This window comes from Arthrobacter sp. JB02-1C, from assembly GCF_057748045.1.
The window spans coordinates 3646491-3671507 of sequence record NZ_CM173235.1 but is presented as its reverse complement, the minus strand read 5'-3'; the positions used below and the strand labels follow the sequence as shown (position 1 = coordinate 3671507).

General features: G+C 67.6%; 28 protein-coding genes and 1 other RNA gene. 13 read left to right on the top strand and 16 right to left on the bottom strand.

The features are described from left to right. The first annotated feature begins 35 nt into the window (after positions 1 to 35). The 10 genes from AC3ANP_RS17200 (at position 36) to ssrA (ending at position 7213) form a co-directional block, all read left to right on the top strand. Positions 36 to 284, top strand: coding sequence for a hypothetical protein (locus AC3ANP_RS17200; RefSeq protein ID WP_488331322.1), 249 nt, complete (start codon positions 36 to 38; stop codon positions 282 to 284). Between the two features lie 3 nt (positions 285 to 287). Beyond that, a complete protein-coding gene (locus AC3ANP_RS17195; RefSeq protein WP_488331321.1) occupies positions 288 to 701 on the top strand; it encodes a TadE/TadG family type IV pilus assembly protein in 414 nt (137 codons plus the stop codon). Further along, positions 682 to 1158 (top strand): hypothetical protein, encoded by a 477-nt coding sequence (locus AC3ANP_RS17190; protein WP_488331320.1) that lies wholly within the window; start codon positions 682 to 684, stop codon positions 1156 to 1158. Before AC3ANP_RS17195 ends, AC3ANP_RS17190 begins: the two co-directional genes overlap by 20 nt. A 95-nt stretch (positions 1159 to 1253) precedes the next feature. Next, positions 1254 to 1664, top strand: a complete 411-nt coding sequence (locus AC3ANP_RS17185) for a pilus assembly protein TadG-related protein (RefSeq protein WP_488333102.1) — start codon at positions 1254 to 1256, stop codon at positions 1662 to 1664. A gap of 96 nt (positions 1665 to 1760) precedes the next feature. Next, the gene (gene prfB / locus AC3ANP_RS17180; protein WP_488331319.1) at positions 1761 to 2876 is read left to right on the top strand and encodes a peptide chain release factor 2; all 1116 of its coding nucleotides are present in this window, start codon (positions 1761 to 1763) and stop codon (positions 2874 to 2876) included. Positions 2877 to 3034: 158 nt separating this feature from the next. Beyond that, entirely contained in the window at positions 3035 to 3817 is a 783-nt protein-coding gene (gene ftsE, locus AC3ANP_RS17175; protein WP_488331318.1) for a cell division ATP-binding protein FtsE, read from the top strand. Then, positions 3814 to 4728, top strand: coding sequence for a permease-like cell division protein FtsX (gene ftsX, locus AC3ANP_RS17170; protein ID WP_488331317.1), 915 nt, complete (start codon positions 3814 to 3816; stop codon positions 4726 to 4728). The genes ftsE and ftsX overlap by 4 nt, the downstream gene beginning before the upstream one ends. 25 nt (positions 4729 to 4753) lie before the next feature. Continuing rightward, on the top strand, positions 4754 to 6175 hold the full coding sequence (locus AC3ANP_RS17165) for a peptidoglycan DD-metalloendopeptidase family protein (protein WP_488331316.1): 1422 nt from the start codon (positions 4754 to 4756) through the stop codon (positions 6173 to 6175). A 63-nt stretch (positions 6176 to 6238) separates the two neighbouring features. Beyond that, positions 6239 to 6709, top strand: coding sequence for an SsrA-binding protein SmpB (smpB, locus tag AC3ANP_RS17160; protein ID WP_488331315.1), 471 nt, complete (start codon positions 6239 to 6241; stop codon positions 6707 to 6709). Positions 6710 to 6843: 134 nt separating this feature from the next. Then, positions 6844 to 7213: a transfer-messenger RNA gene (gene ssrA, locus AC3ANP_RS17155) on the top strand. Between the two features lie 136 nt (positions 7214 to 7349). On the opposite strand, the gene AC3ANP_RS17150 is transcribed toward ssrA, so the two are convergent. Then, positions 7350 to 7484, bottom strand: coding sequence for a hypothetical protein (locus AC3ANP_RS17150; protein ID WP_488331314.1), 135 nt, complete (start codon positions 7482 to 7484; stop codon positions 7350 to 7352). Between the two features lie 50 nt (positions 7485 to 7534). After that, entirely contained in the window at positions 7535 to 7906 is a 372-nt protein-coding gene (locus AC3ANP_RS17145; protein ID WP_488331313.1) for a hypothetical protein, read from the bottom strand. 134 nt (positions 7907 to 8040) lie between these two features. Between AC3ANP_RS17145 and AC3ANP_RS17140 the strand changes: the two genes are divergently transcribed. Next, positions 8041 to 9441 carry an MFS transporter gene (locus AC3ANP_RS17140; RefSeq protein WP_488331312.1) on the top strand — a complete coding sequence of 467 codons (1401 nt, stop codon included), beginning with the start codon at positions 8041 to 8043 and terminating at the stop codon, positions 9439 to 9441. Here AC3ANP_RS17140 and AC3ANP_RS17135 read toward each other — a convergent pair. The 9 genes from AC3ANP_RS17135 to AC3ANP_RS17095 form a co-directional block, all read right to left on the bottom strand. Then, positions 9438 to 9809 carry a fluoride efflux transporter FluC gene (locus AC3ANP_RS17135; RefSeq protein ID WP_488331311.1) on the bottom strand — a complete coding sequence of 124 codons (372 nt, stop codon included), beginning with the start codon at positions 9807 to 9809 and terminating at the stop codon, positions 9438 to 9440. The genes AC3ANP_RS17140 and AC3ANP_RS17135 overlap by 4 nt on opposite strands. Beyond that, positions 9806 to 10249: a fluoride efflux transporter FluC gene (locus AC3ANP_RS17130; protein ID WP_488331310.1), complete on the bottom strand. Its 444-nt coding sequence runs from the start codon at positions 10247 to 10249 to the stop codon at positions 9806 to 9808. The genes AC3ANP_RS17135 and AC3ANP_RS17130 overlap by 4 nt, the downstream gene beginning before the upstream one ends. Next, on the bottom strand, positions 10246 to 10962 hold the full coding sequence (locus AC3ANP_RS17125) for a metal-dependent transcriptional regulator (protein ID WP_488331309.1): 717 nt from the start codon (positions 10960 to 10962) through the stop codon (positions 10246 to 10248). Before AC3ANP_RS17125 ends, AC3ANP_RS17130 begins: the two co-directional genes overlap by 4 nt. A 9-nt stretch (positions 10963 to 10971) precedes the next feature. Continuing rightward, complete coding sequence (locus tag AC3ANP_RS17120; protein WP_488333101.1) at positions 10972 to 12264, bottom strand: Nramp family divalent metal transporter; 1293 nt, start codon at positions 12262 to 12264, stop codon at positions 10972 to 10974. 98 nt (positions 12265 to 12362) lie between these two features. Then, on the bottom strand, positions 12363 to 13121 hold the full coding sequence (locus AC3ANP_RS17115; RefSeq protein ID WP_488331308.1) for a class I SAM-dependent methyltransferase: 759 nt from the start codon (positions 13119 to 13121) through the stop codon (positions 12363 to 12365). Between the two features lie 50 nt (positions 13122 to 13171). Beyond that, entirely contained in the window at positions 13172 to 13984 is an 813-nt protein-coding gene (gene hisN / locus AC3ANP_RS17110; protein ID WP_488331307.1) for a histidinol-phosphatase, read from the bottom strand. Positions 13985 to 14053: 69 nt separating this feature from the next. Beyond that, complete coding sequence (gene rsgA, locus AC3ANP_RS17105) at positions 14054 to 15169, bottom strand: ribosome small subunit-dependent GTPase A (protein ID WP_488331306.1); 1116 nt, start codon at positions 15167 to 15169, stop codon at positions 14054 to 14056. Next, entirely contained in the window at positions 15153 to 16556 is a 1404-nt protein-coding gene (aroA, locus tag AC3ANP_RS17100) for a 3-phosphoshikimate 1-carboxyvinyltransferase (RefSeq protein ID WP_488331305.1), read from the bottom strand. The genes rsgA and aroA overlap by 17 nt, the downstream gene beginning before the upstream one ends. A gap of 7 nt (positions 16557 to 16563) precedes the next feature. Beyond that, the gene (locus AC3ANP_RS17095) at positions 16564 to 17112 is read right to left on the bottom strand and encodes a DoxX family protein (RefSeq protein ID WP_488331304.1); all 549 of its coding nucleotides are present in this window, start codon (positions 17110 to 17112) and stop codon (positions 16564 to 16566) included. 217 nt (positions 17113 to 17329) lie between these two features. On the opposite strand from AC3ANP_RS17095, the gene AC3ANP_RS17090 reads away from it, so the two are divergent. Both AC3ANP_RS17090 and rsrA read left to right on the top strand, forming a co-directional pair. Continuing rightward, positions 17330 to 18166 (top strand): sigma-70 family RNA polymerase sigma factor, encoded by an 837-nt coding sequence (locus AC3ANP_RS17090; protein ID WP_488333100.1) that lies wholly within the window; start codon positions 17330 to 17332, stop codon positions 18164 to 18166. Next, on the top strand, positions 18163 to 18429 hold the full coding sequence (gene rsrA, locus AC3ANP_RS17085; protein WP_488331303.1) for a mycothiol system anti-sigma-R factor: 267 nt from the start codon (positions 18163 to 18165) through the stop codon (positions 18427 to 18429). The genes AC3ANP_RS17090 and rsrA overlap by 4 nt, the downstream gene beginning before the upstream one ends. 99 nt (positions 18430 to 18528) lie before the next feature. Here rsrA and AC3ANP_RS17080 read toward each other — a convergent pair whose 3' ends face one another. The 5 genes from AC3ANP_RS17080 to AC3ANP_RS17060 all read right to left on the bottom strand — a co-directional run bounded on the left by AC3ANP_RS17080 (position 18529) and on the right by AC3ANP_RS17060 (position 24789). Then, entirely contained in the window at positions 18529 to 18603 is a 75-nt protein-coding gene (locus AC3ANP_RS17080; RefSeq protein ID WP_369299106.1) for a 50S ribosomal protein bL37, read from the bottom strand. 100 nt (positions 18604 to 18703) lie between these two features. Beyond that, a complete protein-coding gene (locus tag AC3ANP_RS17075) occupies positions 18704 to 19315 on the bottom strand; it encodes a PadR family transcriptional regulator (protein WP_488331302.1) in 612 nt (203 codons plus the stop codon). After that, positions 19315 to 20142 carry a DUF4097 family beta strand repeat-containing protein gene (locus AC3ANP_RS17070; RefSeq protein ID WP_488331301.1) on the bottom strand — a complete coding sequence of 276 codons (828 nt, stop codon included), beginning with the start codon at positions 20140 to 20142 and terminating at the stop codon, positions 19315 to 19317. The genes AC3ANP_RS17075 and AC3ANP_RS17070 overlap by 1 nt, the downstream gene beginning before the upstream one ends. Positions 20143 to 20270: 128 nt before the next feature. Further along, complete coding sequence (locus tag AC3ANP_RS17065) at positions 20271 to 20870, bottom strand: GDSL-type esterase/lipase family protein (protein WP_488331300.1); 600 nt, start codon at positions 20868 to 20870, stop codon at positions 20271 to 20273. A 112-nt stretch (positions 20871 to 20982) separates the two neighbouring features. After that, on the bottom strand, positions 20983 to 24789 hold the full coding sequence (locus AC3ANP_RS17060; RefSeq protein ID WP_488331299.1) for a multifunctional oxoglutarate decarboxylase/oxoglutarate dehydrogenase thiamine pyrophosphate-binding subunit/dihydrolipoyllysine-residue succinyltransferase subunit: 3807 nt from the start codon (positions 24787 to 24789) through the stop codon (positions 20983 to 20985). Positions 24790 to 25017: the final 228 nt, after the last annotated feature.

Here is a 25017-nt window from a genome sequence, read left to right as displayed (position 1 = left end):
ACTCTTAGCACGCAAAAACTAAAAAAGGGGAAGCGATGAAGACCATAGCTAGCCACACGGTGATACTGGCGCGCCTGCTGGGCCTGCTCCTGTGGGGACCGGCCACGCCCGCGCATAAGGCAGGGCCTCCGCGGCACCAGCAGGATGCGCGTGAACGAGGCGACGTGCCCGGCTGGGTGATGATCACCCTGATGTCCGCAGTCCTGGTTGCCGCGCTGCTGGCGCTCGCCGGTCCGGCCCTGGAAGGGCTCTTCAATCAGGCCATGCAAAAAGTGGGGCAGTAGGAGGTGGCAGGAGCGGGCTCCGGCCGGGGCACGCAGGCGTCGGGTTCCGGCAGGGAGGCCGGTTCAGCGGTCGTCGATTTCGTCCTGGTCGGCGCCCTGCTGACCGTCTTCTTCCTGGCGATCATCCAGCTCGCCCTCGTCCTGCACGTCCGCAATACGCTCATCGACGCCGCCGCGTCGGGTGCCCGGTACGGCACTCTCGCGGACCGCGGCGCCGCGGACGCTAGGGAGCGCACTGCGCAACTGATCACTGTCGCCCTCACCTCGGAGTTCGCAACTGACGTCAGCACCACCGAGACCGCCTATCAGGGAATCCGAACGCTGGAGGTGACGGTCCGCGCGCCGCTGCCGGTCATCGGCCTGATCGGACCGCGCGAGCTGCTGGAAGTGAAGGGCCATGCAGCCCTTCAGCCCTAGCGGCGCCGGCCCGGTACGCGGGGCCGGCCGCTCCGGCGGCGACGACCCCGACCGGGGAAGCGCTGTCGTCGAGTTCACCTTCCTTTCACTCCTGTTGATGGTGCCGGTGGTCTACTTCATCATCACTGTTGGCCAGCTCCAGGGCGGTTCCTTCGCGGTGGTAGGCGCCGCGGAACAGGCGGCCAAGGTCTACGTGGCGCAGCCGGACCCGGCCAGCGGCCGTGCCGCTGCCGAACAGGCCGTACGGCTGGCGCTCGCCGACCACGGGCACCCGGCGGAGAACGCCAGCATGGAGGCCAGCTGCAATCCCGCCGATTGTTCCGCGGCCGGGACCGCCGTCACCGTCACCGTGCACCTCAGGGTGCCGCTACCGTTCGTGCCATTCGGTGACGCGCTGCGGCTCGACGCCGGACACCTGACTGCCACCGCCATCCAGACCGTTGGGCGGTTCCGGTGACCGCCCGGGCACGCCGCCGCAGCCCCGGCGGCCCCGGCAGCCGCGACAGCGACGGCAGCCACAGCGACGGCGGCACGGATGAGCAGGGCCAGCTGATGGTCCTGATTATTGGCTATGTGCTGATCGCCCTGCTGGTGGCAGCAGTCGTCACGGCGGCGTCCGGCGTGTACCTCGAACACAAGAAATTGCTGTCCCTGGCCGACGGGGCATCCGTGGCTGCCGCCGACAGCTTCACCCTCGGACAGCTGCAGAGCGCTTCCGGCAGCCCTACGGCCAGGCTCAGCTCCGGCCGGGTGCGCAGTACCGCCGCCGACTACCTGAACCGAAACGGAGCCTTCGCCCGGTTCAGCGGCCTGGCGATGGGGTCGGCGACGGGCAGCCCGGATGGTTCCACCGCCGTCGTGGTCCTCAGCGCTGCCGTCCACCCGCCCGTGGTGAATTTCCTGGTCCCGGACGGCATCCGGATTGAGGCGACGTCGACGGCGAGGTCGCGGCTGACGCGCTGACCGCTCAACACCGGCGGATGTTCCACCGGTGTGGCCGGAGCCCCGGTCCGGGCGCAGCCACAAGTGCTAGCGCAACCGGGGTAGTCTTGAAAAACCATGGCTAACATTGATTTTTCCGCAGAAATCCGCGCGCTGCGCGCCACCTACGCCTCGATCGAGAACGTCTCCAACGTCGAAGCGCTCAAGGAGGAGATCGCCGAATTGAGCGAGCGCGCGGGCGAGCCGAACCTCTGGGACGACCCCGCCGCGGCGCAGGTCATCACCTCGCGGCTCTCGCACCGGCAGTCGGAACTGGAGCGCTTGAACACGCTCGCCGCCCGCATCGATGACCTGGAAGTCCTCGTCGAGCTGGGCCAGGACGAGGACGACGCAGATTCCATGGGAGAGGCCGCCACCGAGCTCGAATCGGTCCGCAAGTCGCTGGCGGACCTGGAGGTCGTCACGCTGCTTTCCGGCGAGTTCGACGAGCGCGAAGCGGTGGTCACCATCCGTGCCGGCGCGGGCGGCGTGGACGCGGCGGACTTCGCGGAAATGCTGTTGCGCATGTACCTGCGCTGGGCCGAACGCCACGGCTACCCGACGACCATCATGGACACCTCCTACGCCGAAGAAGCGGGACTCAAGTCCGCAACGTTCGAGGTTAAGGCGCCGTACGCGTTTGGTACGTTGAGCGTCGAGGCGGGCACCCACCGGCTGGTGCGGATCAGCCCCTTCGACAACCAGGGCCGACGCCAGACGTCGTTCGCCGCCGTCGAGGTTATTCCGCTGATCGAGCAGACCGACTCCATCGAGATTCCGGACAACGAGATCCGCGTCGACGTTTTCCGTTCCTCCGGCCCGGGCGGCCAGTCGGTGAACACCACGGACTCCGCCGTCCGCCTGACTCACCTCCCTACCGGCACGGTGGTATCCATGCAGAACGAAAAGTCGCAGCTGCAAAACAGGGCCGCCGCCCTCCGGGTACTGCAGTCCCGCCTGCTGCTGCTGAAGAAGGAGCAGGAGGACGCCGAGAAGAAGGCCTTCGCGGGCGACGTCAAGGCATCCTGGGGCGACCAGATGCGGTCCTACGTCCTGAACCCCTACCAGATGGTCAAGGACCTCCGCACCGAGCACGAGGTGGGCAACACCTCCGCGGTGTTCGACGGCGAGATCGACGATTTCATCGACGCCGGCATCCGCTGGCGGACCGACAACCGGAACGCCGAGAAGTAAGGCTCAAATCCCGCGACACACCCCCGGCTTGGGGCCTTCCGGTTGTTACCCGTGCGTATAGTCGAGGGGCCGGTGCCCTACTTCCCCCACCTGAAAGCCCGCGCCCCGGCAGCAGAACTGGTCATCACAACGCCTGGCTCCTGCAGGGCATTAGGGCCATGATCCGTTTCGAAAATGTCACCAAGGTCTACGACCAGAAGGCGCGGCCGGCGCTGGATTCGATCAACCTTGAGATCGACCGCGGCGAATTCGCCTTCCTGGTGGGAGCCTCCGGCTCCGGCAAGTCGACGTTCCTCCGACTGGTGCTGAAGGAAGACCGCGCCTCCTCCGGCGCCGTCTACGTCGCCGGCCAGAACGTGGCCAGAATTTCCAGCTGGCGGGTCCCGCGGCTGCGCCGGGGGATCGGCGTCGTCTTCCAGGACTTCCGGCTGCTGCCGCAAAAAACCGTGTTTGCCAACGTCGCCTTCGCCATGCAGGTGATCGGCAAAAGCCGCAGCGTCATCCGCGAAACCGTCCCCGAAGTCCTCAAGACCGTCGGCCTGGAAGGCAAGGAGAACCGCCTGCCGCACGAGTTGTCCGGCGGCGAGCAGCAGCGTGTGGCGATCGCCCGCGCCGTCGTCAACCGGCCCGGCATCCTGCTCGCCGACGAACCCACCGGCAACCTCGACCCCACCACCTCCATGGGCATCATGGGAGTCCTGGACAAGATCAACCAGAACGGCACCACCGTCGTGATGGCCACGCACGACGACGACATCGTCAACGAGATGCGCAAGCGCGTGGTGGAACTGCGCAATGGCGTCGTGATCCGCGATGAAGCCCGAGCCCTCTACACCTCGATGATCCCCGTGGTGGGCCAGTCCCGCCGGCTCCGCGACGCCAGCGGCCGCGACAACGCCGGTAACCCGGCCGCGGCGACCGCCGGGGAGGACCAGCTGTGAGGCTCGCCTTTGTCCTGTCCGAGATCGGCAGCGGCCTGCGCCGCAACCTGTCCATGGTGGTTTCGGTCATCCTGGTCACCTTCGTGTCCCTGACCTTCGTCGGCGCAGCGGGCATGCTGCAGCTGCAGATCAACCAGATGAAGGGCTACTGGTACGACAAGGTCCAGGTCGCCATTTTCCTCTGCAGCGACGGGTCGACGGCGCCGGGTTGCGCCACGGGACCGGCGACGCCGGAGCAGCAGGACAACCTGCGCAAGCTTCTGCAGTCCCCGTCCGTGGCCCAATACGTCAACGACTTCCAATTTGAGTCGAAGGACGAGGCCTATAAGCACTTCAAGGAGCAGTTCTCCAACTCACCGATCGTCGACTCGGTCACCCCGGACCAGCTCCCGGCCTCCTTCCGCATCAACCTGAAGGACCCGGAGAAGTACCAGGTGATCAGCGAGAACTTCTCCTCCCAGGCCGGGGTGGAATCGGTCATCGACCAGCGCCAGCTGCTGGAACGGCTCTTCTCCGCCATGAACGCCGCGTCCCTGGTCGCCGTCAGCGTCGCCGGCGTGATGATTGTCTGCGCCATCCTGCTGATCGCCACGACCATCCGGCTCTCCGCGTTCAGTCGTCGCCGGGAAACCGGAATCATGCGGCTGGTGGGGGCTTCTAAAACGGTGATCCAGCTGCCCTTCATCCTGGAGGGAGTCATTGCGGCCGTAATCGGAGCTGCGCTGGCGTCCGGTACGCTGTGGGCGGTGGCGCACTTCTTCCTCGGACAGGTCCTGTCCCAGCAGTATCCGGATACCGCCTTCATCTCCCCGGCCCAGACACTGATCCTGGCTCCGGCCCTTATCGGCCTGGGCGTCCTGCTCGCCGGGACATCATCATTGCTGACCCTCCGCCGTTATCTGCGGGTTTAGCGTGGCGCAACGAAGAGGAATGTACATGACACCGATGGTCCGACGCTCAGCACGGCAGCCAGGGTTGGCAGGCCACGCCCTCCGGCGCAGCCGCCTGGTCAGTGCCGCCGTAGCCTTGGTGCTGGCTGCGAACCTCGGCGCGTCGACGCCTATGGCCTTCGCGGACAGCCTCGAGGACCAGCAGGCGTCCCTGAATGCCGAAGCAGCGCGGGTCCAGCAGTCACTCGAGTTCGTCGATGCGAAGATTGCCAAGGCCGCGGGCGACCTGGTGCTCTACCAGGGACAGCTGCCCGGCGCCCAGCAGGCGCTGCTCGATGCGCAGGGCCGCGTGGCCGGCGCCGTCAAGGAGGTCGAGGCCCTCGCCGCGCGCGTCGATCTGGCGCAGCAGAACAAGGCCAAGATCACCCAGCAGCTGGCAACCGATCAGCAGAAAATCACCGACACGAAGAAACTGATCGGGCAGATCGCCACCCAGGCCTACAAATCCGGCGGCGTCCCGTCAAACCTCGCGCTCTTCTTCGGCTCGAACAAGGGCGGCAGCCTCACCGACACCATCGACCTGGCGGATCAGGCCCTGCGCAGCCAGAACTCGGCGATGGACAAGCTCACCCAGCAGAACGCCACCAACGTGAACTCGCAGGCCCGCCTGCAGGCCGTTGAAGCCGAAATCACCGACCTCAAAGCCAAGGCTGACGCCGCGCTCGCCCGCGAGAAGGCCGCCCGCGATGAAGCCGAAAGCAAAAAGGCCAAGGTGGACCAGCTGATCGCCGACACCACGCGCCTGAACGGCGAGCTGCAGGCGGCCAAGCCCGGCATCCAAAATCAACTCAGTCAGGTCAAGGCCCAGCAGGACGCCGTGGCCGCTGAGATCGTCGAGCGTGACCGCAAGCTCCGCGAGGCCTGGGAAGCCGAACAGCGCCGGATCGCCGAAGCCGCGGCTGCTGCGGCCGCCGCGGCAGCCCGCGCGCAGGGCCAGACGCCCGCCCAGCCGCGGCCCTACGTGCCCGCGCCGGCCGGCCCGGTCTCGGCCTTCGGCCTGCGCAGCCCGTTCAACGGCATCCCGATCACCTCGGGTTTCGGGTGGCGGGCGACGCCGCCGGGCACCATCGACTTTTATGGCCAGGGTGGTTACATGCATACCGGCATCGACTTCGGCGCACCGTGCGGCACTCCGGTCTACGCCCCGGCTGCGGGCACCGTGTACTCCGCGGGCTGGGGCAACGACGGCGGCGGCAACCACGTCAAGATCTCCCACGGCGTCGTGCAGGGCAACTCGCTGACCACGATCTTCTACCACAACTCCTCCGTCGTGGTTTCGTCCGGGCAGCAGGTCAGCCAGGGCCAGCTGATCGCCTACTCGGGGACGACCGGCAACTCCACCGGCTGCCACTCGCACTTCGAGACCTGGGTCAACGGCAGGGCAGTGGACCCGATGAACCTGCTCTAGACTGGAAATGACTCCGGAACATCCGGCCGGGGCCAGTCAACAAACGATCCGAGGAGTTCTACCGTGCCGAAAGAAAGTGGCCGGAAGGCGGTGGCCACCAACCGCAAGGCCCGGCACGACTACCACATCCTGGACACCTACGAGGCAGGGATCGCGCTGATGGGGACCGAAGTGAAGTCCCTGCGCGAAGGCCACGCTTCGATGGTGGACGGCTTCTGTACCTTCTACAACGACGAGTTGTGGATGGAGGGGATCCACATCCCCGAATACCACCAGGGCAGCTGGACCAACCACGCCGCGCGCCGGCGTCGGAAGCTCCTCCTGCACCGCGAGGAGCTGACCCGGATCTCGCACAAGATCCGCGAATCGGGCTTTACGATCGTGCCGCTGCAGCTGTACTTCGTCGATGGCCGCGCCAAAGTGGAGATCGGTGTGGCCCGCGGCAAGAAGGAATACGACAAGCGGCAGACCCTGCGCGAGCAGCAGGACAAGCGGGAAGCCCTGCGCGTTCTGCGCGAGCGCAACCGGAACTAGCCCGGGGGCGCGCGTCTGGGGAATGATTCCAGGCAGGTATGCGTTATGCTGGGTAGTCCGGGGAGGGACCGCAAGGAATCCGGTTCCCGGGCCGGTGGGACATCGCAGGATGAAGTACCTTGATAAAAAAATACGGGGATGATCGGTTTCGACGATGTTAGTCGCGACAGGTGAAGCGGGCCGAGGATGCAGAATTATCTCGTAAACGCTTTCTGCAAACCAATAAGTGCCGAATCAAAACGCACTGACTTCGCTCTCGCTGCCTAAGCAGTAAGAACAGTCCGTCAGCCCGAGGTTGCTATTGCCCCGGATCCTGGCGTCATTTAAATAGCCACTGCTGTTTACTCCCGTCATCGGAGTGAACGGGACTCTTTGATGACTGGGCCCGGATCAGCCACCTGTTTGCAGGATGGCTGGGGCCGAGAAAATCCGACGCAAACTGCGCCCGGAGAAGCCCTGACAACACGACATCGGACGGGGGTTCAATTCCCCCCATCTCCACAAAACAACGGGACCCGGCAACGGCGTTCCACCCCGTAGCACGAAAGGCCGGAAGCGTGAGCTTCCGGCCTTTCGTGCTACACAGCTGCGTTCAACCGCCCGGCCGAGATTGTGCGGCCACGTCGCCGCGCGGCAACTCTCAGCGCTTCTTCATATGGGCCACTGGATCGGTGTGCTCGTCCAGGCTGTTCTTGGCTTTTTTGTCGGCCCGTTTTTCCTTGATGGTTTTGACCGGCTTTTTCGTGAGATGCCGGTGCGGGGACTTGTCAGGCATTGCGCGCTCCCTCAAAGGTGGGGGCCCGGGATGAGCCCGTGCTTTTAAGGCTACGCCTCGGGTACTGCGACGTCCACGATGCCGATGAAGCGGTTCCCGACTCCCTCGTACTCGCTTCGGACCAGGCCGCCGTCGAGAGGCGGCAGTTCGAACGGCGCGTGGTTGGCGCAGCAGACGTAGGTGAACTCGGGCCACCACTTCTTCGGCCTGGCCGTTTCGGCAAAGCCGCAGACGGCGCAGCTGAGCTGAACCCAGACCGGGCGTTTGCCGGTCCGGTTGGCTCTGGACTGGGCCAGCCAGGACGGCGGGCTGTCCAGCAGTTCGCCAAGTTCCGCCTCTGACAAGCGGGACGGTATGCCGTGACGGTTGGCCATCTCCAGTGGAATATCAAGGATTTGGGCAGCTTCACGTCTCGTAACCATCCCTCAACTTTACGGCACCGGGCGATGGCACCTGCCGCCCCTCGGTGCCCGCACCGGCCGGTGCTAGGCTCGATCCACACCCGCTGCCCGGCCATCAGCAGGCACAGAAGCAGGCAGCGAGGAAGGCTAAACCGATGTCCGGCACCCGCGCCGAAGCGCTCTCCGGCCTCGAGAAACGCGTGCTGTACGTGGCGATTGTCGCGTCCTTCATCGCTTTTCTGGACGGCTCCGTGGTCAATCTTGCCCTTCCGGCGATCGGCCGCGAACTGGGCGGGGGCCTGGTGGTCCAGCAATGGGTGGTGGACGCCTACCTGCTGACCCTCGGCGCCCTGATCCTGGTGGCCGGTTCGCTCTCGGACCAGTTTGGCCGGGTTCGGATCCTGCAGTGGGGCCTCGCCGGCTTCACCGCCACGTCCATGCTCTGCGGGCTGGCCTGGAGCGGGGAGTCGCTGATCGTGGCGCGCGGCCTGCAGGGCATCGCCGGAGCGATGCTGGTCCCCAGTTCGCTGGCGCTGATCGTGACCGTGTTCAGCGGCCAGGCCCAGTCCGCGGCGATCGGCAAATGGTCCGCATGGACCTCGGGAGCCATCATTGCCGCTCCGCTGCTCGGCGGCATTTCTGTGGACGTCTTCAGCTGGCGCCTGATCTTTTTCCTGAACATCGTCCCGGCAGTTGCGGTCTGGCCCGCCCTGCGCCGGTTGCGCCGGCACGACCTCGACCGTGTCCCCGGCAGCATCATTGACGTCACCGGAACCGTCCTGGCCGTGATCGGCCTGGGCGGGGTGGTGTACGCGTTCATTGAGCGGGGTGCGCTGGGCTGGGGCTCGCCGCAGGTCTGGCTGCCGCTGGTCATCGGCGCTGCCGGCCTCGCCGGGTTCCTGCTGTATGAGCGCCACGCCCCGGCCCCAATGATGCCGCTGCGGCTCTTCACGATCCGAAACTTCGGCTGGGGCAACGTCGCCACCGCCCTGATCTATGGGGCACTGAACCTCGGCTTCTTCGTGCTGGGACTCTTCCTCCAGCAGGTCGCCGGGCTCGGCGCGACGGCAGCGGGCTTTGCCTTGTTGCCCTCCACCCTGATCCTGCTCCTGCTATCCGCACGGATCGGGACGCTCTCGGGCCGCTTCGGTCCGCGCTGGTTCATGACTGCGGGTCCGCTGCTGTGCGCGGTCGGGTTCCTGATGCTGCTGGGCATCGGGCTGCCGCTCCAGTACTTCGGCCAGGTCTTCCCCGGTCTGGTGGTTTTCGGGGTCGGGCTGGCCGTCACGGTCGCGCCGTTGACCGCGGCGATCCTGGGCGCCGTGGCTCCGGAGGAGGCAGGCATCGGATCCGCCGTGAACAACGCGGTCTCCCGCATCGCCGGGCTGGTGACCATTGCCTTCGCCGGGCTCATCACGGGCCCTGCCATCACGACGTCGGGGCTGCACGCGACCGCGGCGGTCACCGCCGCGCTGTTCCTCGCCGGTGCGGTGGCGTCCGCCGTCGGAATCCGGAACCCGCCCGCACAGAAAACGCCGGAACCTCCGGCGGTTTAGCCGGCGAGCAGGATCCCCAGCGCTGCCGCGCCGCAGCCGGCCGCCAGGTTAGCGGCCAGATTGAGCGCTGCCGCCCGATACCGCGACTCACGGGCCAGCCGGATGGTGGCCGTCGTCCACGAGCTGAAGGTCGTCAACCCTCCGGCCAGCCCACTGGCGACGGCGGTCTGCCACTCGGGGCCGATGTCCAGCTGCGTACTGAGGCCCAGCGACCAACCGATGATGAAGGACCCGGCCACATTGACCGTCAACGTTGCCCAGGGCCAGTGCGGATGCGCGCGGTGCCGGTGGGCGAACCAGGAATCAACCGCAAACCGCAGCAGCGCTCCGGCCACGCCGAACACGCCCACCAGCAGCGCCGTGATCATTGCGTCCTGCCGCGGCCGGCCAGCACCCGGCCCGAGCTCCAGCCGGCTGCCGCCGCTCCGAGACCCAGCACCAGCGACAACGCGAGGTAGGCCAGCCAGATGGAGTGAAAGCCGCCGCGGATCTGCTGGTCCACGGTCAGGGCAAGCGCCGAAAACGTGGTGAAGGAACCAAGCAGTCCCGGCCCCAGGCCAGCCCGGAGCCAGAATGCCGTCCGGGGCCGCGCCAGCCAGAGGGTGGTCAGCGTGGCCAGGACGAAGCTGCCCAGAACATTGATGGCCAGCGTGGTCCAGGGGACGGTCCCGGCCGCCTCCGGGAAAACCAGCCCGGCGCCGTACCGCAACTCCGTGCCAATTAGTCCGCCGGCCGCGACCGCGGCCCACGCCCGCCAGCCAGGAAGGCCCGCAGTCCGCGCGGAGCGTGCCCCCGGGGAGTCCCTCATTCAGCGCCCTGGAGGCGGCATCCCCGATGCGGCGCGTCGCTGTGCACCCAGAGCGCCGATGCCACCTCGTCGGCGAGGTCGACGTCCCGCCGGCTGCCGCGTGCGCCGATGCGGACCACGAGGGGCCCGCCGAACGGTTTGCGCCCCAGGACCTCCACGTCGGCGTCGAGGCCTATCTGTCCGGCGGCGAGGTACCGCAGCAATTCCGGATTCTCGTCGCTGATCCGGGTGATCCGGCCAATGTGGCCTTCGTCGAGTTCGCTCATCCGGTGCGCCGGAGGCATCAGCACCGTGCCATCGGCGGCGGGGATCGGGTCGCCGTGCGGGTCCCGCACCGGGTTCCCCAGCTTGGCGGCCATCCGCTCAATGAAAGTGTCCGACACTGCGTGCTCAAGGAGTTCGGCCTCGTCGTGGACCTCGTCCCAGCGGTAGCCGAGCTCCTGGACGAGGAAGGTTTCGATCAGCCGATGCCGCCGGACCATCGAAAGCGCCAGCTGTTCACCGGCGTCGGTCAGGGTGACGGCGCTGTAGGGCTTGTGGTCCACCAGGCCCTGGTCCTTCAGCTTGCGCACCATCTCCGAAACCGACGAGTTGGCCACGCCCAGCCGCTGGGCGAGCTGTGTGGAGGTGATGGGCTTGTCCTGCCACTCCGTGAAGGAGTAGATGACCTTGACGTAGTCCTCGATGGAGGAGGATGGCGGACTGGTCTTCACAGCCCCAGCCTACCGTCCGGCGGCACCCGAAAACGTGAGCCACAGCAGGACCAGGTTCAACGCAACAACCAGGATCACACTGACGATTGCCGCGGTTCGCAGCGCCGGCCCGTCCGCGAACCGCCCCATCAGCGGCTTGCTGCTGGTCAGCACCACCAGCGGGACCAGCACGAAGGGTATCCCGAAGCTGAGCACCACCTGGCTGAGGACCAGTCCCAGGGTGGGGTCGAAGCCCACGCCCAGCAGCACGACGGCGGGGACCAGCGTGAGCAGCCGCCGCAGCAACAAAGGAATCCGGATCTTGAGCAGTCCCTGCATGATCGTGCCGCCGGCGTAGCAGCCCACCGAGGTGGAGGCCAGCCCCGAGGCGAGCAGCCCGACAGCAAACACGACGCCGACGACGGGACCGAGGCTGGCGGCGATGGCGCCATGCGCGCCCTCTATCGTGTCCGTGCCCTCCTGGCCGGCGAGGGTGGACGCCGCCAGCAGCAGCATGCCGATGTTGACGATGCCGGCTACGGCCAGCGCCACCACAACGTCCCACCGGGTCGCCTTGACCAGCCGCGCGACGGCGTGCGCCGGAACATGCAGGTGCGGGTTGGGGCGGTGCCGGTCCCTGGACAGTGCGGAATGGACGTAAATGGCGTGCGGCATGACCGTGGCGCCCAGCATGCTCGCGGCCAGCAGGACCGTGTCCGCGCCCTGGAAGCCGGGGACGAGCCCGGCCAGGACGCCACCCGGGTCCGGCGGCCGGATGAAGAGGCCGGCCAGGAACCCGACGGTGATGATGCCCAGCAGGAAGATGATGACCAGTTCGAAGGGCCGCTGCCGGTTCCGGCCCTGCACCGCGAGCAGAGCCATCGACATGCCGCCCACCACCACCGCGCCGAGCGGGAGGGGCAGGCCGAAGAGGAGATAGAGGGCGACCGCGCCGCCCACCACCTCGGCGAGGTCGGTGGCCGCGGCCACGATCTCGGCCTGGACCCAGAAGGCGCGGCGCCAGCCCGGAGTGAGCCGTTCACCGAGGATTTCCGGCAGGCTCCTGCCGGTGACGATGCCGAGCTTGGCTGACTGGTACTGGACCAGGACCGCAATGACGTTGGCCACCACGAGGACCCAGACGAGCAGGTAGCCGTATCTGGCCCCGGCGGTCAGGTTGGCAGCGACGTTGCCGGGATCCACGTAGGCGATGGCGGCAACGAAAGCAGGCCCGAGCAAACCGAGCAGCGCCCGCCGGCGGCCGCGTTTCCCGCGGGCAGGCGGCTGCCCCGCGGGCCGCGGTTCGTGTCCGGCGATGTCCAGCACTGGGGCTCCCAAAAAGTTTCCGTCGCCTACATCCAAGAGTTAGGCACACCGAAATTCTAGGACCGGCCGGCGCCGCGTGCAAACGGCTACCGGCACTATGTCTTGTTCGCCCGCCAACTCTGCGTCAGGTAGGGCAGCGGCACGACCTCCCCGGCGGCGTGGGCCAGGTGCTCGTGGAGGTACCAGTCCAGGTTGCCGAGCACCTTGGCCCTGGTGGCTTCGCCGGCGCGCAGGTAGTAGCTGCGGGACTTGGCCAGTTCCATGATGTCCTGCGTGCTCAGCTGGTCTTCCCAGCGGGTGACGTGGCTCTGCAGCCCGGCGAACTCGGGGCCCAGGGGCGGGGTGAAGTCCGGCTTGTGGACGTCGCCGGCGTGCATGATCCGGGACAGCCGGTGCACCCAGGGAACCGACGTGTCCAGCTGGTTCCAGATCAGGCCCAGGGTCCCATGGGGGCGCAGGAGCCTGGCCGCCTCGGAGGAGGCGAGCAGGGGATCGAACCAGTGCCAGGCCTGGGCCACGGTCACCAGGTCAAAAGACTCGGAGACAAGCCCGGTGTGTTCCCCGGTCCCCTCGACGGCGGCAACCCCCGGCAGGGCGCGGCGGAGCTGTTCCAACATGTCCGGGGACGGGTCCACGGCCACGGTGCGCAGCCCCCGTGCCACCAGTAGGGCCGTGAACTTGCCGGTGCCGGCGCCGATGTCCACGGCGTCCCGGGCCCCGGCAGGGATCAGCCAGTCCGCGGATTCAGCAGGGTAGCCCGGACGCACGCGGTCGTAATGTTCGCCGCCGTCCTGGAAGCTTCCGCCCAGCTCCTGCCGCCGGGCGTGACGCATTTTGGGACCGCCGCGTGCCACGTGCGCTGCTCTCCTTCGCTGACTCCGGAATGTACCCTGTGAATGTACCGTCAGAGCAGGTCGTCGAGGCCCGGGTTGAGGCGCTTGAGGACCTCGGAGTGCAGGATTGAGTTGGTGGCCAGGGCGTTGCCGCCGAACGGACCATCCTCGCCCTCGAGCGAGGTGAACCGGCCGCCGGCCTCCGTCACGATCGGCACCAGGGCGGCCATGTCATAGAGGTTGAGCTCCGGCTCACAGGCGATGTCGACGGCGCCTTCGGCCAGCAGGCAGTAGGACCAGAAATCACCGAAGGCTCGGGTTCGCCACACTTCCTCGGTCAGGCCCAGGAACTCGTCCAGGTTGCCGCGCTGCTTCCAGCCGCCAAGGCTGGAATAGGACAGCGAGGCGTCCGCGAGCTGGGAGACGTTGGAGACCTTCAGGCGGGTGGCGGCCGCCAGTGAACGGCCCGTGTAGGCACCCGCTCCCTTGGCCGCCCACCAGCGTTTGCCCAGCGCCGGGGCGCTGACGACGCCGACGACGGGTTCGCCTTCGTCCACGAGGGCGATCAAGGTGGCCCAGACGGGGACGCCGCGGACAAAGTTTTTCGTGCCGTCGATCGGGTCGATGATCCAGCGGCGCGAACCGTGGCCGGAGCTGCCGAACTCCTCGCCGAGGACAGCATCGCGTGGCCGGGAGCGGGACAGCTGGCCGCGGATGGCTTCCTCGGCGGACTTGTCAGCATCGGTGACGGGGGTCAGGTCCGGCTTCGTTTCGATCCGCAGGTCGAGCGCTTTGAACCGGCTCATGGTCTGTGAATCCACGGAATCTGCCAGTACATGGGCAAGGCGCAGGTCATCGTTGTAGCTCGAAGCGGGTTGACTCATGGTTCAAAGCTACCGCCAAAAGGCGCGGCGGGCCGGGAGGCCACGTCGCAGGGTGCCGGGGAGAAACGCTCAGGAGACGCTGCCGAGTTCCTTCGATTCCTGCGCTTCCAGCCGCGGATCGCTGCCCAGCAGCCGGCGGAGCGAGGCGAGCCGTGCGGGTCCGGACGGGCCGGCGTGCCCGCCCTGCACCCAGGCATCCACGCCGCAGTTGACGGCGGCCGCGTCGTGCTTGCAGCCCCGTTCGCAGTCTTCGGTGCCGGGGGACAGGTCCGGGAAGGAACGCAGGATCCGGTCCGGGTCCACGTGGGCCAGGCCGAAGGAACGGATCCCGGGGGTGTCAATGATCCAGCTGCCGGCGGGCGCATCACTGACTTTAAGAGCCAACGCGGAGGACGAGGTGTGCCGGCCCCTGCCGGTGACCGCGTTCACGCCGCCGGTGGCCCGCTCGGCGCCGGTGAGGGCGTTCACCATGGTGGACTTGCCGACGCCGGAGTGGCCGAGCATCACGGTGACCTTGCCGTCCAGCCGGGCCCGCAGCTGGGACACCGCGGCCCTGTCCAGCCGGGCGGACAGGCCGTCGTCGGAACGCGCGTCAATACCGGAAGCGGCCGAATCCGCGGTCCGCGAGATGATCACCGGGAAATCCAGGTGTTTGTAGTTCGCCAGCAGCTCGGCAGGATCCTTGACGTCCGCCTTGGTGACGAGGAGCAGCGGGTCGATGCCGGCGTCGAAGGCGGCGACCAGGGCCCGGTCAATGAAACCGGTGCGCGGCTCCGGGTTTGCGGCCGCGACCACGATGACCAACTGGTCGGCATTGGCGACGACGGCGCGTTCGATCGGGTCGGTGTCGTCCGCGCTGCGCCGCAGCAGGGTGATCCGGTCCTGGATTTTGACCAGCCGGGCGAGGGTGTGGGGCTCGCCGGTGACGTCACCCACGAGCGAGACAAAATCGCCTGCGACGACCGGGTTGCGGCGAAGTTCCCGGGCGCGTGCCGCGATGACCGTACGCTCGCTCCCGGTCCCTTCGCCCACGACGGCGGTGTAGCGTCCGCGGTCCACCGTGACGATCCGGCCGGTGACGGCGTCGTCGTGGCTGGGCCGGTCCTTCGTGCGCGGCCGCGAGCCCTTCTTGTTCGGCCGGATCCGGACATCCGACTCATCCCACGAGTCAGTGCTGCGGGCCACTGGCGGCTTCGCTGTCTGCGGTGGTGTCCCGGCCGAGCATGGCGGTCCACAACTGCGGGAAGTTCGGCATGGTCTTGGCCGTGGTGGCGATGTCTTCGATTTCCACGCCGGGGACGGCGAGGCCCAGGATGGCGCCGGCGGTGGCCATCCGGTGGTCCGCGTAGCTGCGCACCACGCCGCCGTGCAGCCGGGCCGGGCGGATCACGAGCCCGTCGGCGGTTTCCTCGGCATCACCGCCGAGGCGGTTGATCTCCGCCACCAGGGCCGCCAGCCGGTCGGTCTCATGCCCGCGCAGGTGCGCGATGCCGGTGAGGGTGGAGGGGCTGCCGGCGAGGGCGCACAGCGCGGCGACGGTGGGTGCCAGCTCGCTGGTGTCGGCAAAGGTGCCGCCCTTGATCTCCTGGCCGCCGGTGACGGTCAGGGTGCCGTCCGCCAGCGTGACCGTGGCGCCCATGGCCGCGAGGATGCTGCGCCACAGGTCGCCCACCTGGGTGGTCTCCGCGGGCCAGCCGGGGATCCGGACGGTGCCGCGGGTGGCGAGCGCGGCGGCGAGGAACGGGCCGGCGTTGGACAGGTCCTGCTCGATCCGCCGGTCGAAGGCGCGGATCGGCCCCGGTGCGACGATCCAGTGGTTGGCCACGGAGTCGTCCACGCCGACGCCGACGCTGCGCAGCACGGCCACGGTCATGCTGATGTGGTCCAGGCTCGGGACCGGTGCGCCGGGGTGCTCGCGGCTGCGGTGTTCGAGGTGCAGCCCTTGGGTGAAGCGGGCGCCGACGAGCAGCAGGGCGGAGACGAACTGGGAGGAGGCGCTGGCATCGATGACCAGATGCCCTCCGGGGACTGTTCCGCTACCTGTGACCGTGAACGGCAGGGACGACGCCGGCCCGCCGTCGGGGGCGCCGACCGCTACGCCGAGGCCGGCGAGGGCCTCGATGATCGCGCCCATCGGCCGCAGGCGGGCATGCGGGTCGCCGTCGAAGACGGCCGTGCCCCGGCGCAACGCCGCCAGCGGCGGCACGAAGCGCATGACGGTCCCGGCCAGGCCGCAGTCGATCGCGGTGTCCGCGCCGCCCGCATCAGGGCTGATGGGGGTGATCTGCAGGTCCGGGCCGCCGTCGCCGTCGCCGGGCAGTTCCGTGACGGTGGCGCCGAGGTGCCGCAAGGCCTCGATCATCAGTGCCGAGTCCCGCGAGTGCAGGGGAGCGCGCAGCCGTGAGGGTCCGTCCGCGAGAGCGGCCAGAACCAGGTAGCGGTTGGTCAGGGATTTGGACGCCGGAACCGTGACGGTGGCGTCAACGGGCCGGTCCGCGAACGGCGCGGGCCACAGCTGACCGCCGCTGGCGGGAACGGAGCGGACCGCTGCGGCGGGGGTGGTGCCAGTCATTACGGGTTTAGGCTCCTACCGCGTGATCGACGGCCTTGCGGACGGCCTTGTCGGCCTTCTTGAGCTTCTTGTTGGTCACCCTGCGGGCATCCGAGGCCAGGTGCGCGGTGGTCTTGCGGGCATCCGAGGCCAGGTGCTCGGCGCGCCAGGCCAGGCTCGGCCGGCCGGCCGTGTCCACCGAAGCCAGCAGCACCCCGCCGGTCAGTGAGACGTTCTTCAGCAGCTGCTTGCGGCGGGCGTCGCGGCCTTCCTTGGAGGAGATGTCCGCGCTGCGCCATTCAACGAAGCCGTTGAGCGCGGAGATCACGGCGAGCACCGTGGCAGCGAGCCGGGCGGACTTGCCCAGCGCGAAGCAGACGCCGGCGCCCACCTGGGTGCCACCGATCACGCGGGCCAGGACCTTTTCGTCGGTTTGGAACGGCAGGGACTCGGCGGCGCGGCGCAGCAGGGGAGACAGCTGGGTCGCAGTGTCATCCGCGTTCCGAAGCTTGTCCAGGCCGGCGAGCACGAAACTGGAGGCGAGCATGGGGCGGGCGAGAAAGCGGACAAGCGACATGAGTTTCCTCCTGGATGGACGAACCGCGGGTGCTGTGCGGGAGAACCGGTTCTAGTCTTGCACTTTTACGGAATATTTGCCCGTCGCGCGCGGTTGTGAATGGCAGGTCAAACGCAGGAAATCAACGGCACGGCGGTCGGTGCGCGCGGTGCAGGAAGGCGGAGGTTTGGTTTTGCTAAAAGAACCCGGGCTGCTTGACGCAGTCCCCGCGGATCCCTTGGCCCTCGCTCTGAGCGGGGTTTTGAGCGCCGGCCCGCGACTGCCAGTAGACTTGGGCGCGATGAGCACCAAGGATCCGGCCCTCGCGGCCACGCACGATGTTGCCGGAAACGACGACGCCAAGAGCGACCAGCCAGCAGCCGGCAGTGCCGGCGCGGACCGGGCCGCGGAGGAAACCGTGGCCGCGGACGGCACCGGCAACCCGCTGGACACCGCAGCCGAAACCCCGGACGAGCGGCGCATCCGCTTCGAGCGCGACGCGATGCAGTACGTGGACCAGCTGTACTCGGCTGCCATGCGGATGGCCCGCAACCCTGCCGATGCCGAGGACCTGGTCCAGGAGGCGTACACCAAGGCGTTCTCCGCGTTCCATCAGTACAAGCCGGGGACCAACCTCAAGGCCTGGCTGTACCGGATCCTCACGAACACGTACATCAACCTGTACCGCAAGCGGCAGCGTGAGCCGCTGCAATCGAACTCGGACACCATCGAGGACTGGCAGCTTGCCCGGGCCGGGTCGCACACCTCCATGGGGTTGCGCTCTGCCGAGGCCGAAGCGCTGGACCACCTGCCCGATTCGGACGTCAAGCGGGCCCTGCAGTCGATTCCGGAGGAATTCCGGCTGGCTGTGTATTTCGCCGACGTGGAGGGCTTCGCCTACAAGGAAATCTCAGACATCATGAACACCCCGATCGGGACCGTCATGTCCCGGTTGCACCGCGGCCGGAAGATGCTGCGGGACATGCTGGCCGACTATGCGGCCGAGCGGGGATTCAGGGCCGCGCGGAGTACCGCCGCAGCGGCCGACAGCAACCATCAGGAGAACAGGAAATGAGCGACTGCCAGGGACTGGGCGACTGCGACGACACCCGGATGCAGCGCATCTATGAGTACCTCGACGGCGCCCTCACGCACGACGATATCGCCGAAATCAAGGAGCACCTCGACGGGTGCCCCGAATGCCACGATGAGTATGACCTTGAGTGCCTCATCCGGGTGATGGTCAAGCGGTCCTGCACGGAGGCGGCCCCGGAGAACCTCAAGAACTCGATCCTGGACCGCATCCATTCGATCCGGCCAGTCGAAGCCGACGCCTGACCGCGACCGAGCCAGCGCTACAGGCAGGACAGCGAAAGACCCCGGGAGCCGTGAGGCTGCCGGGGTCTTCCGCTTAAAGCTGGTAATCCAAACCGTAGCTTAGGTGTTGGGGCGCTTACCGTGGTTCGCGCCGCCACGCTTACGGTCACGACGTTTGCGTGCACGCTTGCTCATAGTTGGCCTCCTTAATTGTGGTACTCAAAAGAGCTGCCCTCAAGTTTCGCACATCGGGGGACCGGCCGCGAACCGGGAGGCGGCCTGCGGGCGGGGACGCTCATCCCTCCAGCGAGTTCCGGATCGAGATCCGGGCCTGGTTAAGGACTGTTTTGACGGTCTCCAGGGTGACCGGGGTGATAGGTGCGGCCCCGGCGTGACGCCGGAGTTCGATCCGGACGTCGTCCCGGAAGGACTGCACCAGCATCTCCGCCTCACGAAGCCTGCGGTCGCTCTCCTTCGAGTAGCGGGCCCCCGCGGGCACCGTGGTGTTGCGGGCCGTGGCCCGGGCGGCCTCCGCCGTCGCCGCCAGGTCCGCCCGCAGTCCCTGCATGTTGACCCGGATGTCCTGTCGCAGCTGGTCCGCGAGCCGCCGGACTGAGGCCGATATGTCGTTCTCGACGCCGGCGAGTTCTTCCCGCCGGTTCTCGAGCTCCACCAGGCCGGCCGCCGTGATGCTGTAGTTGGTGCGCCGGCCCTCGGTCTGGGTGGCCACAAGGCCCTCCTCCTCGAGTTTAGCCAGCCTCGGGTAGATGGTGCCGGCGCTGGGGGAGTACGTGCCGCCGAAGCGTTCGCTGAGCGCCTTGATCAGTTCGTAGCCGTGCTTTGGGCCCGACTCCAGCAGCGCCAGCAGATACAGGCGCAGCGCGCCGTGGGCGAAGACCGCAGGCATCAGAGCCCCGCTTCGTTGTCCGCAGCAGGCCGGGCGTGGAAGATCGAGGTCTTGCCGGAGACGGAGTTGGTCCGCACCAGCATCAGTTTCGCGTCCGGCCCGGCGATGGTCTGCACGGTTCCGCCGGGCTGGGCGTATTTCTGGTCGTCGATCACGACGGCGCCGCTGGCCGATTTCGCGATGATGTCCACTCCGACATCGTGCGGCAACCGGATGGTGACATCGCCGGACACCGAGTTCGCGCCGAAGTCCTGGGTAAAGCCGTGCAGGTCGAAGCTGAGGTCGCCGCTGACGGTGTTGGCGCGGATATTGCTGAACTCACCCGAGGCCGTGACCTCGCCGGAGACGCTCTTGGCCGTCAGGACGCCGTGGTGGTTGCGGGCGATCACCTCGCCGCTGACGGTGCTCACTGCGAGTTCGCCGGATGTCCCGTCCGCCAGGACTGAACCGGAGACGGTGTTCAGCCGGGTGTGGCCGGCGACGCCGGAAACCATCCCGTCACCGCTGACGCTGCCGGTTTCGACGTCGACGCCGGCCGGAACGGCGATGCTGATCACCACCGAGTTGGTCGAGTTGTTGCTGACCGTACCCATCAGGTTCTTGAACCAGCCTTGCGGGCCGTGCAGCTGGTGCCGCACCTCAAGGCGGCCGTCGGTCAGGCTGACCGCCAGCGGGTCGCCCTCGATCTCGGAGATCTCCAGCCGGACCACGTCCTCGTCGTGGCTGACGACGTCGAAGCGTCCGCGGACGATGCCGAGCTTGAGCGAGCGGACGCCGTCGACGTCGATGGTCTGCGGACCGGTGACGGTCCATTCGTTCTGTTCCATGGTTCCTCCGGGGCGGACGGAGCGATCGATCGCACCGGCGGCCGCCGCCTGCGATATATCGCGACTATGCAGACACGCTATAACGCGGCGCGGCCGAGGTCAAGATATATCGTGAAGAACAGCTGGGGTCAGGCCGGGGCGTCCATCCCGAGCCACTGGAACCAGCCGCGGTGCAGCACGAGCCACGCCATCAGGCCATAGCCCGCCTGACCCGGAGTGCCGCCGTTGGCGGCAAGGTCCTGCCGCCACTGTTCGTGGTTGAGCAGCGGGGAGAAGGTGTCCACGTACAGGTGCTTGCGCCGCGTGGTGACATCGGCGAAGGCGGTGTTCAGCTCGCCGAGCCGGCGGTTCTGGGCAGGATCCAGGGTGGGCGGCGGACCGACCACGAAGACCTCGATGCGGTTCTGCGTCGCCGAATCGAGGATGTTCGCGAGGTTGAGCCGGCTCCGGGCGGTGGAGAGCCCGAACTCGATGTCCCGGCCGGACAGCCCGATGACGAGCCGGTTCTCGTACTGCGCGCCGAACCGCCGCCCCGCCTCTTCCAGCCAGCGGTCCGCGAGTCCCTCGGTGCCTTCCTGCGGGCAGGGCAGCGAGTAGCTCTCAAGGGTCAGCCCGTCCTGCGGGGTGCGGGCCAGGACCCGGCCCAGCCAGCCCAGCGCCCGCGGGTCGCCCAGGCCGGCCAGCAACTCATCTCCAACGGCTGCGATGCGCAGCTTCCGATCTTCCACGACTACCTCTTCATTCCATTGCCGGATCAGGCCCGGGTTCGGCCCGGCTGGTGGCTTAAACGACGCTGCCCGGCCGGAGTCGTGGGTTCGACGCCGGCCGGGCAGCCCGTTGTTACTTACGTGCGAAGGCCTGTTTGAGCAGGGTATCCTGCTCGGCGGCATGGCGCTTCATGGACCCGGCGGCGGTGGCCGCCGACGCCGGCCGTGCCACGAGCCGCACGCGGCGGTCCAGGGCGTCCGGCAGGTTCAGGCCGATGAACGGCCACGGTCCCTGGTTGGCCGGCTCGTCCTGCGCCCACACCACTTCGGCGTTCGGGTACTTCGCGAGTTCGGCGGCGATCTCGGCCGCGGGCAGCGGGTAAAGCTGCTCGACCCGGATCAGCGCGGTCGTGGTGTCGCCGGTCTTCTGCCGGGTGGACAGCAGGTCGTAGTAGAGCCGGCCCGACACCAGCAGGACACGGTCGACGGCGTCGTTGTTCAGCTGCTCATGCTCCGGGATCACCGGACGGAACGCACCCGTGGTGAAATCTTCCACCGAGGACGCCGCCGCCTTGAGGCGCAGCAGCTGCTTCGGCGTGAAGATGATCAGCGGCTTGCGCGGCCTGCTGTACGCCTGGCGGCGGAGCAGGTGGAAATGCGACGCCGGCGTGGTCGGGTTCGCCACGATCATGTTGTCCTCGGCGCAAAGCTGCAGGAAGCGCTCAATCCGGGCCGAGGAGTGGTCCGGGCCCTGGCCTTCGTAGCCGTGCGGCAGCATCAGCACCAGCGAGGAGCGCTGGCCCCATTTCTGCTCGGCCGAGGAGATGAACTCGTCGATGATGGTCTGCGCACCGTTGACGAAGTCGCCGAACTGCGCTTCCCAGAGCACCAGGGCGTCGGGCCGCTCGACCGAGTAGCCGTACTCGAAGCCCATCGCCGCGTATTCGGACAACAGCGAGTCGTAGATCCACAGCTTCGCCTGGTCGTCCGAAAGGTTGGCGAGCGGAGTCCACTCGTCTCCGTTGGCGCGGTCGTGGAAAACGGCGTGGCGCTGCACGAAGGTGCCGCGGCGCGAGTCCTGGCCGGCCAGCCGGACCGGCACACCCTCCATGGTGAGCGACCCGAACGCGGCGAGTTCGCCGAAGCCCCAGTCGATGCCGCCCTCGCGGGACATCAGTTCACGCTTCTCGAGCAGCTGCTTGAGCTTTGCGTGGACCGTGAAGCCCTCCGGGAACTCGACGTGGGCCTTGCCGATCCGTGCCAGCGTCTCGGCGCTGATGGCGGTCGATTCCGGCACCCGGATCCCCGTATCCGACTGCTGGGCCGAGGGCCGCTCCAGATCGGAAATGGCAGCGGAGTCGGCGGTAATGATCGGAATCGGTGAGGTCTGGGCGGCATGTGTTTCGGCGAAGACCCGCTCGAGCCGTTCCTGGTAGTCGCGGAGCAGCTGCTCGGCTTCTTCCTCGGTGATGTCGCCGCGGCCGATCAGCGACTCGGTGTACAGCTTGCGGACGGACCGCTTGGCCTCGATCAGGTTGTACATCAGCGGCTGCGTCATCGAGGGGTCGTCGCCCTCGTTGTGGCCCCGACGGCGGTAGCAGACCATGTCGATGACGACGTCCTTGTGGAAGCGCTGGCGGAACTCATAGGCGAGCTGGCCGATCCGGACCACGGCCTCCGGGTCGTCGCCGTTCACGTGGAACACCGGCGCCTGGATCATCTTGGCGACGTCCGTGGAGTAGGTGGACGACCGCGAGGAGGACGGCGCCGTGGTGAAGCCGACCTGGTTGTTGACCACGACGTGGATCGTGCCGCCGGTGCGGTAACCGCGCAGCTGCGAGAGGTTCAGGGTTTCCGCGACGACGCCCTGGCCGGCGAAGGCTGCATCGCCGTGCACCATGATCGGCAGCACGGGGAAGGACTCGCCCTGGTCCAGGCGGTCCTGCTTGGCCCGGACGATGCCCTCGAGGACCGAGTCGACGGCCTCCAGGTGGGAGGGGTTCGCGGCGAGGTAGACCTTGGTCTCCTTGCCGCTGTCCGAGGTGAAGGTGCCCTCGGTGCCGAGGTGGTACTTGACGTCGCCCGAGCCCTGGACCGACCGGGGGTCCTGGGTGCCCTCGAATTCGCGGAACACCTGGGCGTAGGTCTTGCCGGCGATGTTGGTGAGGACGTTGAGCCGGCCCCGGTGCGCCATGCCGATGGCGACCTCGTCGAGCCCGTCGTCGGCGGCGTCGGAGATGATGGCGTCGAGCAGCGGAATCAGCGATTCGCCGCCCTCGAGCGAGAAGCGCTTCTGGCCCACGAACTTCGTCTGCAGGAACGTCTCGAACGCCTCCGCGGCGTTCAGCTTGGAGACAATCCGGAGCTGTTCGTCACGGCTCGGCTTGGAGTAGGGGTGCTCGAGCTGGTCCTGGAACCACTTGCGCTCGGCGGGGTCCTGGATGTGCATGTACTCGATGCCGGTGGTGCGGCAGTACGCGTCGCGCAGCACGCCCAGGATGTCGCGGAATTTGAGCATCGGCGCGCCGCCGAAGCCGCCGGTGGGCCACTCACGGTCGAGATCCCAGAGCGTGAGGCCGTAGGTCAGGACGTCGAGGTCAGGGTGCTTGCGCTGGACGTACTCGAGCGGGTTGGTGTCCGCCATCAGGTGGCCACGGACCCGGAAGGAGTGGATCAGCTGCTGGATCCGGGCGACCTTGTTGATCTCGTCCGCCGGGTCCACCTGCAGGTCGAGGCTCCACCGTACGGGTTCGTAGGGGATGCGCAGGGATTCGAAGATCTCGTCGTAGAAGTTCTGCTCGCCGAGCAGGAGCCGGTGCACCAGCTTGAGGAACTCGCCGCTGCCGGCACCCTGGATGACGCGGTGGTCATAGGTGGAGGTCAGCGTCAGCACCTTGCTGATGGCGTTCTGCGCGATGATCTTTTCGCTGGCGCCCTGGAACTCGGCCGGGTAGTCAAGGGCGCCGACGCCGATGATGGCAGCCTGGCCCTTGGAGAGGCGGGGGACCGAGTGTACGGTACCGATGCCGCCGGGGTTGGTCAGGGACACGGTGGTGCCGGAGTGGTCGTCCGCGGTCAGCTTGCCGGCGCGGGCGCGCTTGATCAGGTCCTCGTAGGTGTGCCAGAACTCGGAGAAGTTGAGCGTCTCCGCCTTCTTGATGTTCGGGACTATGAGCAGGCGGCTGCCGTCCGGCTTGGGCATGTCGATGGCGATGCCGAAGTTCACGTGCGCGGGCTGGACGGCCACGGGCTTGCCGTCGATGACGTCGTAGTAGACGTTCATCGAGGGGAACTGCGCCAGCGCCCGGATGACGGCGTAGCCGATCAGGTGGGTGAAGGAGACCTTGCCGCCGCGGGCGCGGGCCAGGTTGGAGTTGATGACCACACGGTTGTCGATCAGCAGCTTGGCCGGGATGGCCCGGACGCTGGTGGCGGTGGGGACTTCCAGGCTGGTCACCATGTTGGCGGCGATCGCCTTGGCCGGTCCGCGCAGCACGGACACGACGTCCTGCTCCGGGGCGGTCGGAGCCTTGATGTTCTTGGGCAGCTGGGCCGGGATGGGCTGCGTGCCGGCGCCCGGCTCGGCGTTCTTGGAGCCGTCCCGTGCCACGGTGGCGGGTGCCTTCTCGCCGGCCGGGGCTGCCGCGGGAGCTGCCTGGGCGGGGGCCGGAGCCGCAGCTGCCGGCGCCGCGGCGGGTTCCTGCGGGGCGGCGGCCGCCGGGGGGACGACGGGAAGCTCACGGGTTGAGGGGTGCGCGACGGCGGTGGCCGAGGCGCCGTTGGCCGAAGAACCGTCGCTGGCGTCGAAGGACTCGAAAAGCGGCCACCATTTGGCGTCTACCGTGTTCTTGTCCTGCTGGTACCGCTCGTACAGTTCGTCAACGAGCCACTCGTTTCCGCCAAATTCCTCGGGTAGACGGTGGCTAGGCTGCTCTGGCACTTGAAATACGCCTCTTCCATGAGTTTGAATCCCGCTGGTTTCCACAGTGCCGCAGCACGTCAATCGAACCAGTTCTCCGCGTCCAGTGAACCCAGACCTTTGCCAGTCTAGTGACGATTCCAACCAAACTGCCAATAAGGGTGACTCAAATCATCGGGCCGTGCCGGGGAGGCCGAGTCCGGGCCGCGGGAGCCGTCCCCGGGAGGGCGCCGGGCTCGCCTAGAATCA

Excerpts from the sequence above, each read along its gene's own strand:
- hisN (WP_488331307.1), bottom strand. The coding sequence starts at position 13,984 with ATGAGTCAACCCGCTTCGAGCTACAACGATGACCTGCGCCTTGCCCAT.
- AC3ANP_RS17095 (WP_488331304.1), bottom strand. The coding sequence starts at position 17,112 with ATGTCGCTTGTCCGCTTTCTCGCCCGCCCCATGCTCGCCTCCAGTTTC.
- AC3ANP_RS17070 (WP_488331301.1), bottom strand. The coding sequence starts at position 20,142 with ATGGAACAGAACGAATGGACCGTCACCGGTCCGCAGACCATCGACGTC.
- AC3ANP_RS17185 (WP_488333102.1), top strand. The coding sequence starts at position 1,254 with ATGGTCCTGATTATTGGCTATGTGCTGATCGCCCTGCTGGTGGCAGCA.
- ftsE (WP_488331318.1), top strand. The coding sequence starts at position 3,035 with ATGATCCGTTTCGAAAATGTCACCAAGGTCTACGACCAGAAGGCGCGG.
- AC3ANP_RS17130 (WP_488331310.1), bottom strand. The coding sequence starts at position 10,249 with ATGAGGGACTCCCCGGGGGCACGCTCCGCGCGGACTGCGGGCCTTCCT.
- AC3ANP_RS17150 (WP_488331314.1), bottom strand. The coding sequence starts at position 7,484 with ATGCCTGACAAGTCCCCGCACCGGCATCTCACGAAAAAGCCGGTCAAA.
- aroA (WP_488331305.1), bottom strand. The coding sequence starts at position 16,556 with ATGACTGGCACCACCCCCGCCGCAGCGGTCCGCTCCGTTCCCGCCAGC.
- AC3ANP_RS17165 (WP_488331316.1), top strand. The coding sequence starts at position 4,754 with ATGACACCGATGGTCCGACGCTCAGCACGGCAGCCAGGGTTGGCAGGC.
- AC3ANP_RS17190 (WP_488331320.1), top strand. The coding sequence starts at position 682 with ATGCAGCCCTTCAGCCCTAGCGGCGCCGGCCCGGTACGCGGGGCCGGC.
- rsrA (WP_488331303.1), top strand. The coding sequence starts at position 18,163 with ATGAGCGACTGCCAGGGACTGGGCGACTGCGACGACACCCGGATGCAG.
- AC3ANP_RS17135 (WP_488331311.1), bottom strand. The coding sequence starts at position 9,809 with ATGATCACGGCGCTGCTGGTGGGCGTGTTCGGCGTGGCCGGAGCGCTG.
- AC3ANP_RS17200 (WP_488331322.1), top strand. The coding sequence starts at position 36 with ATGAAGACCATAGCTAGCCACACGGTGATACTGGCGCGCCTGCTGGGC.
- AC3ANP_RS17075 (WP_488331302.1), bottom strand. The coding sequence starts at position 19,315 with ATGCCTGCGGTCTTCGCCCACGGCGCGCTGCGCCTGTATCTGCTGGCG.
- AC3ANP_RS17140 (WP_488331312.1), top strand. The coding sequence starts at position 8,041 with ATGTCCGGCACCCGCGCCGAAGCGCTCTCCGGCCTCGAGAAACGCGTG.
- prfB (WP_488331319.1), top strand. The coding sequence starts at position 1,761 with ATGGCTAACATTGATTTTTCCGCAGAAATCCGCGCGCTGCGCGCCACC.
- AC3ANP_RS17145 (WP_488331313.1), bottom strand. The coding sequence starts at position 7,906 with ATGGTTACGAGACGTGAAGCTGCCCAAATCCTTGATATTCCACTGGAG.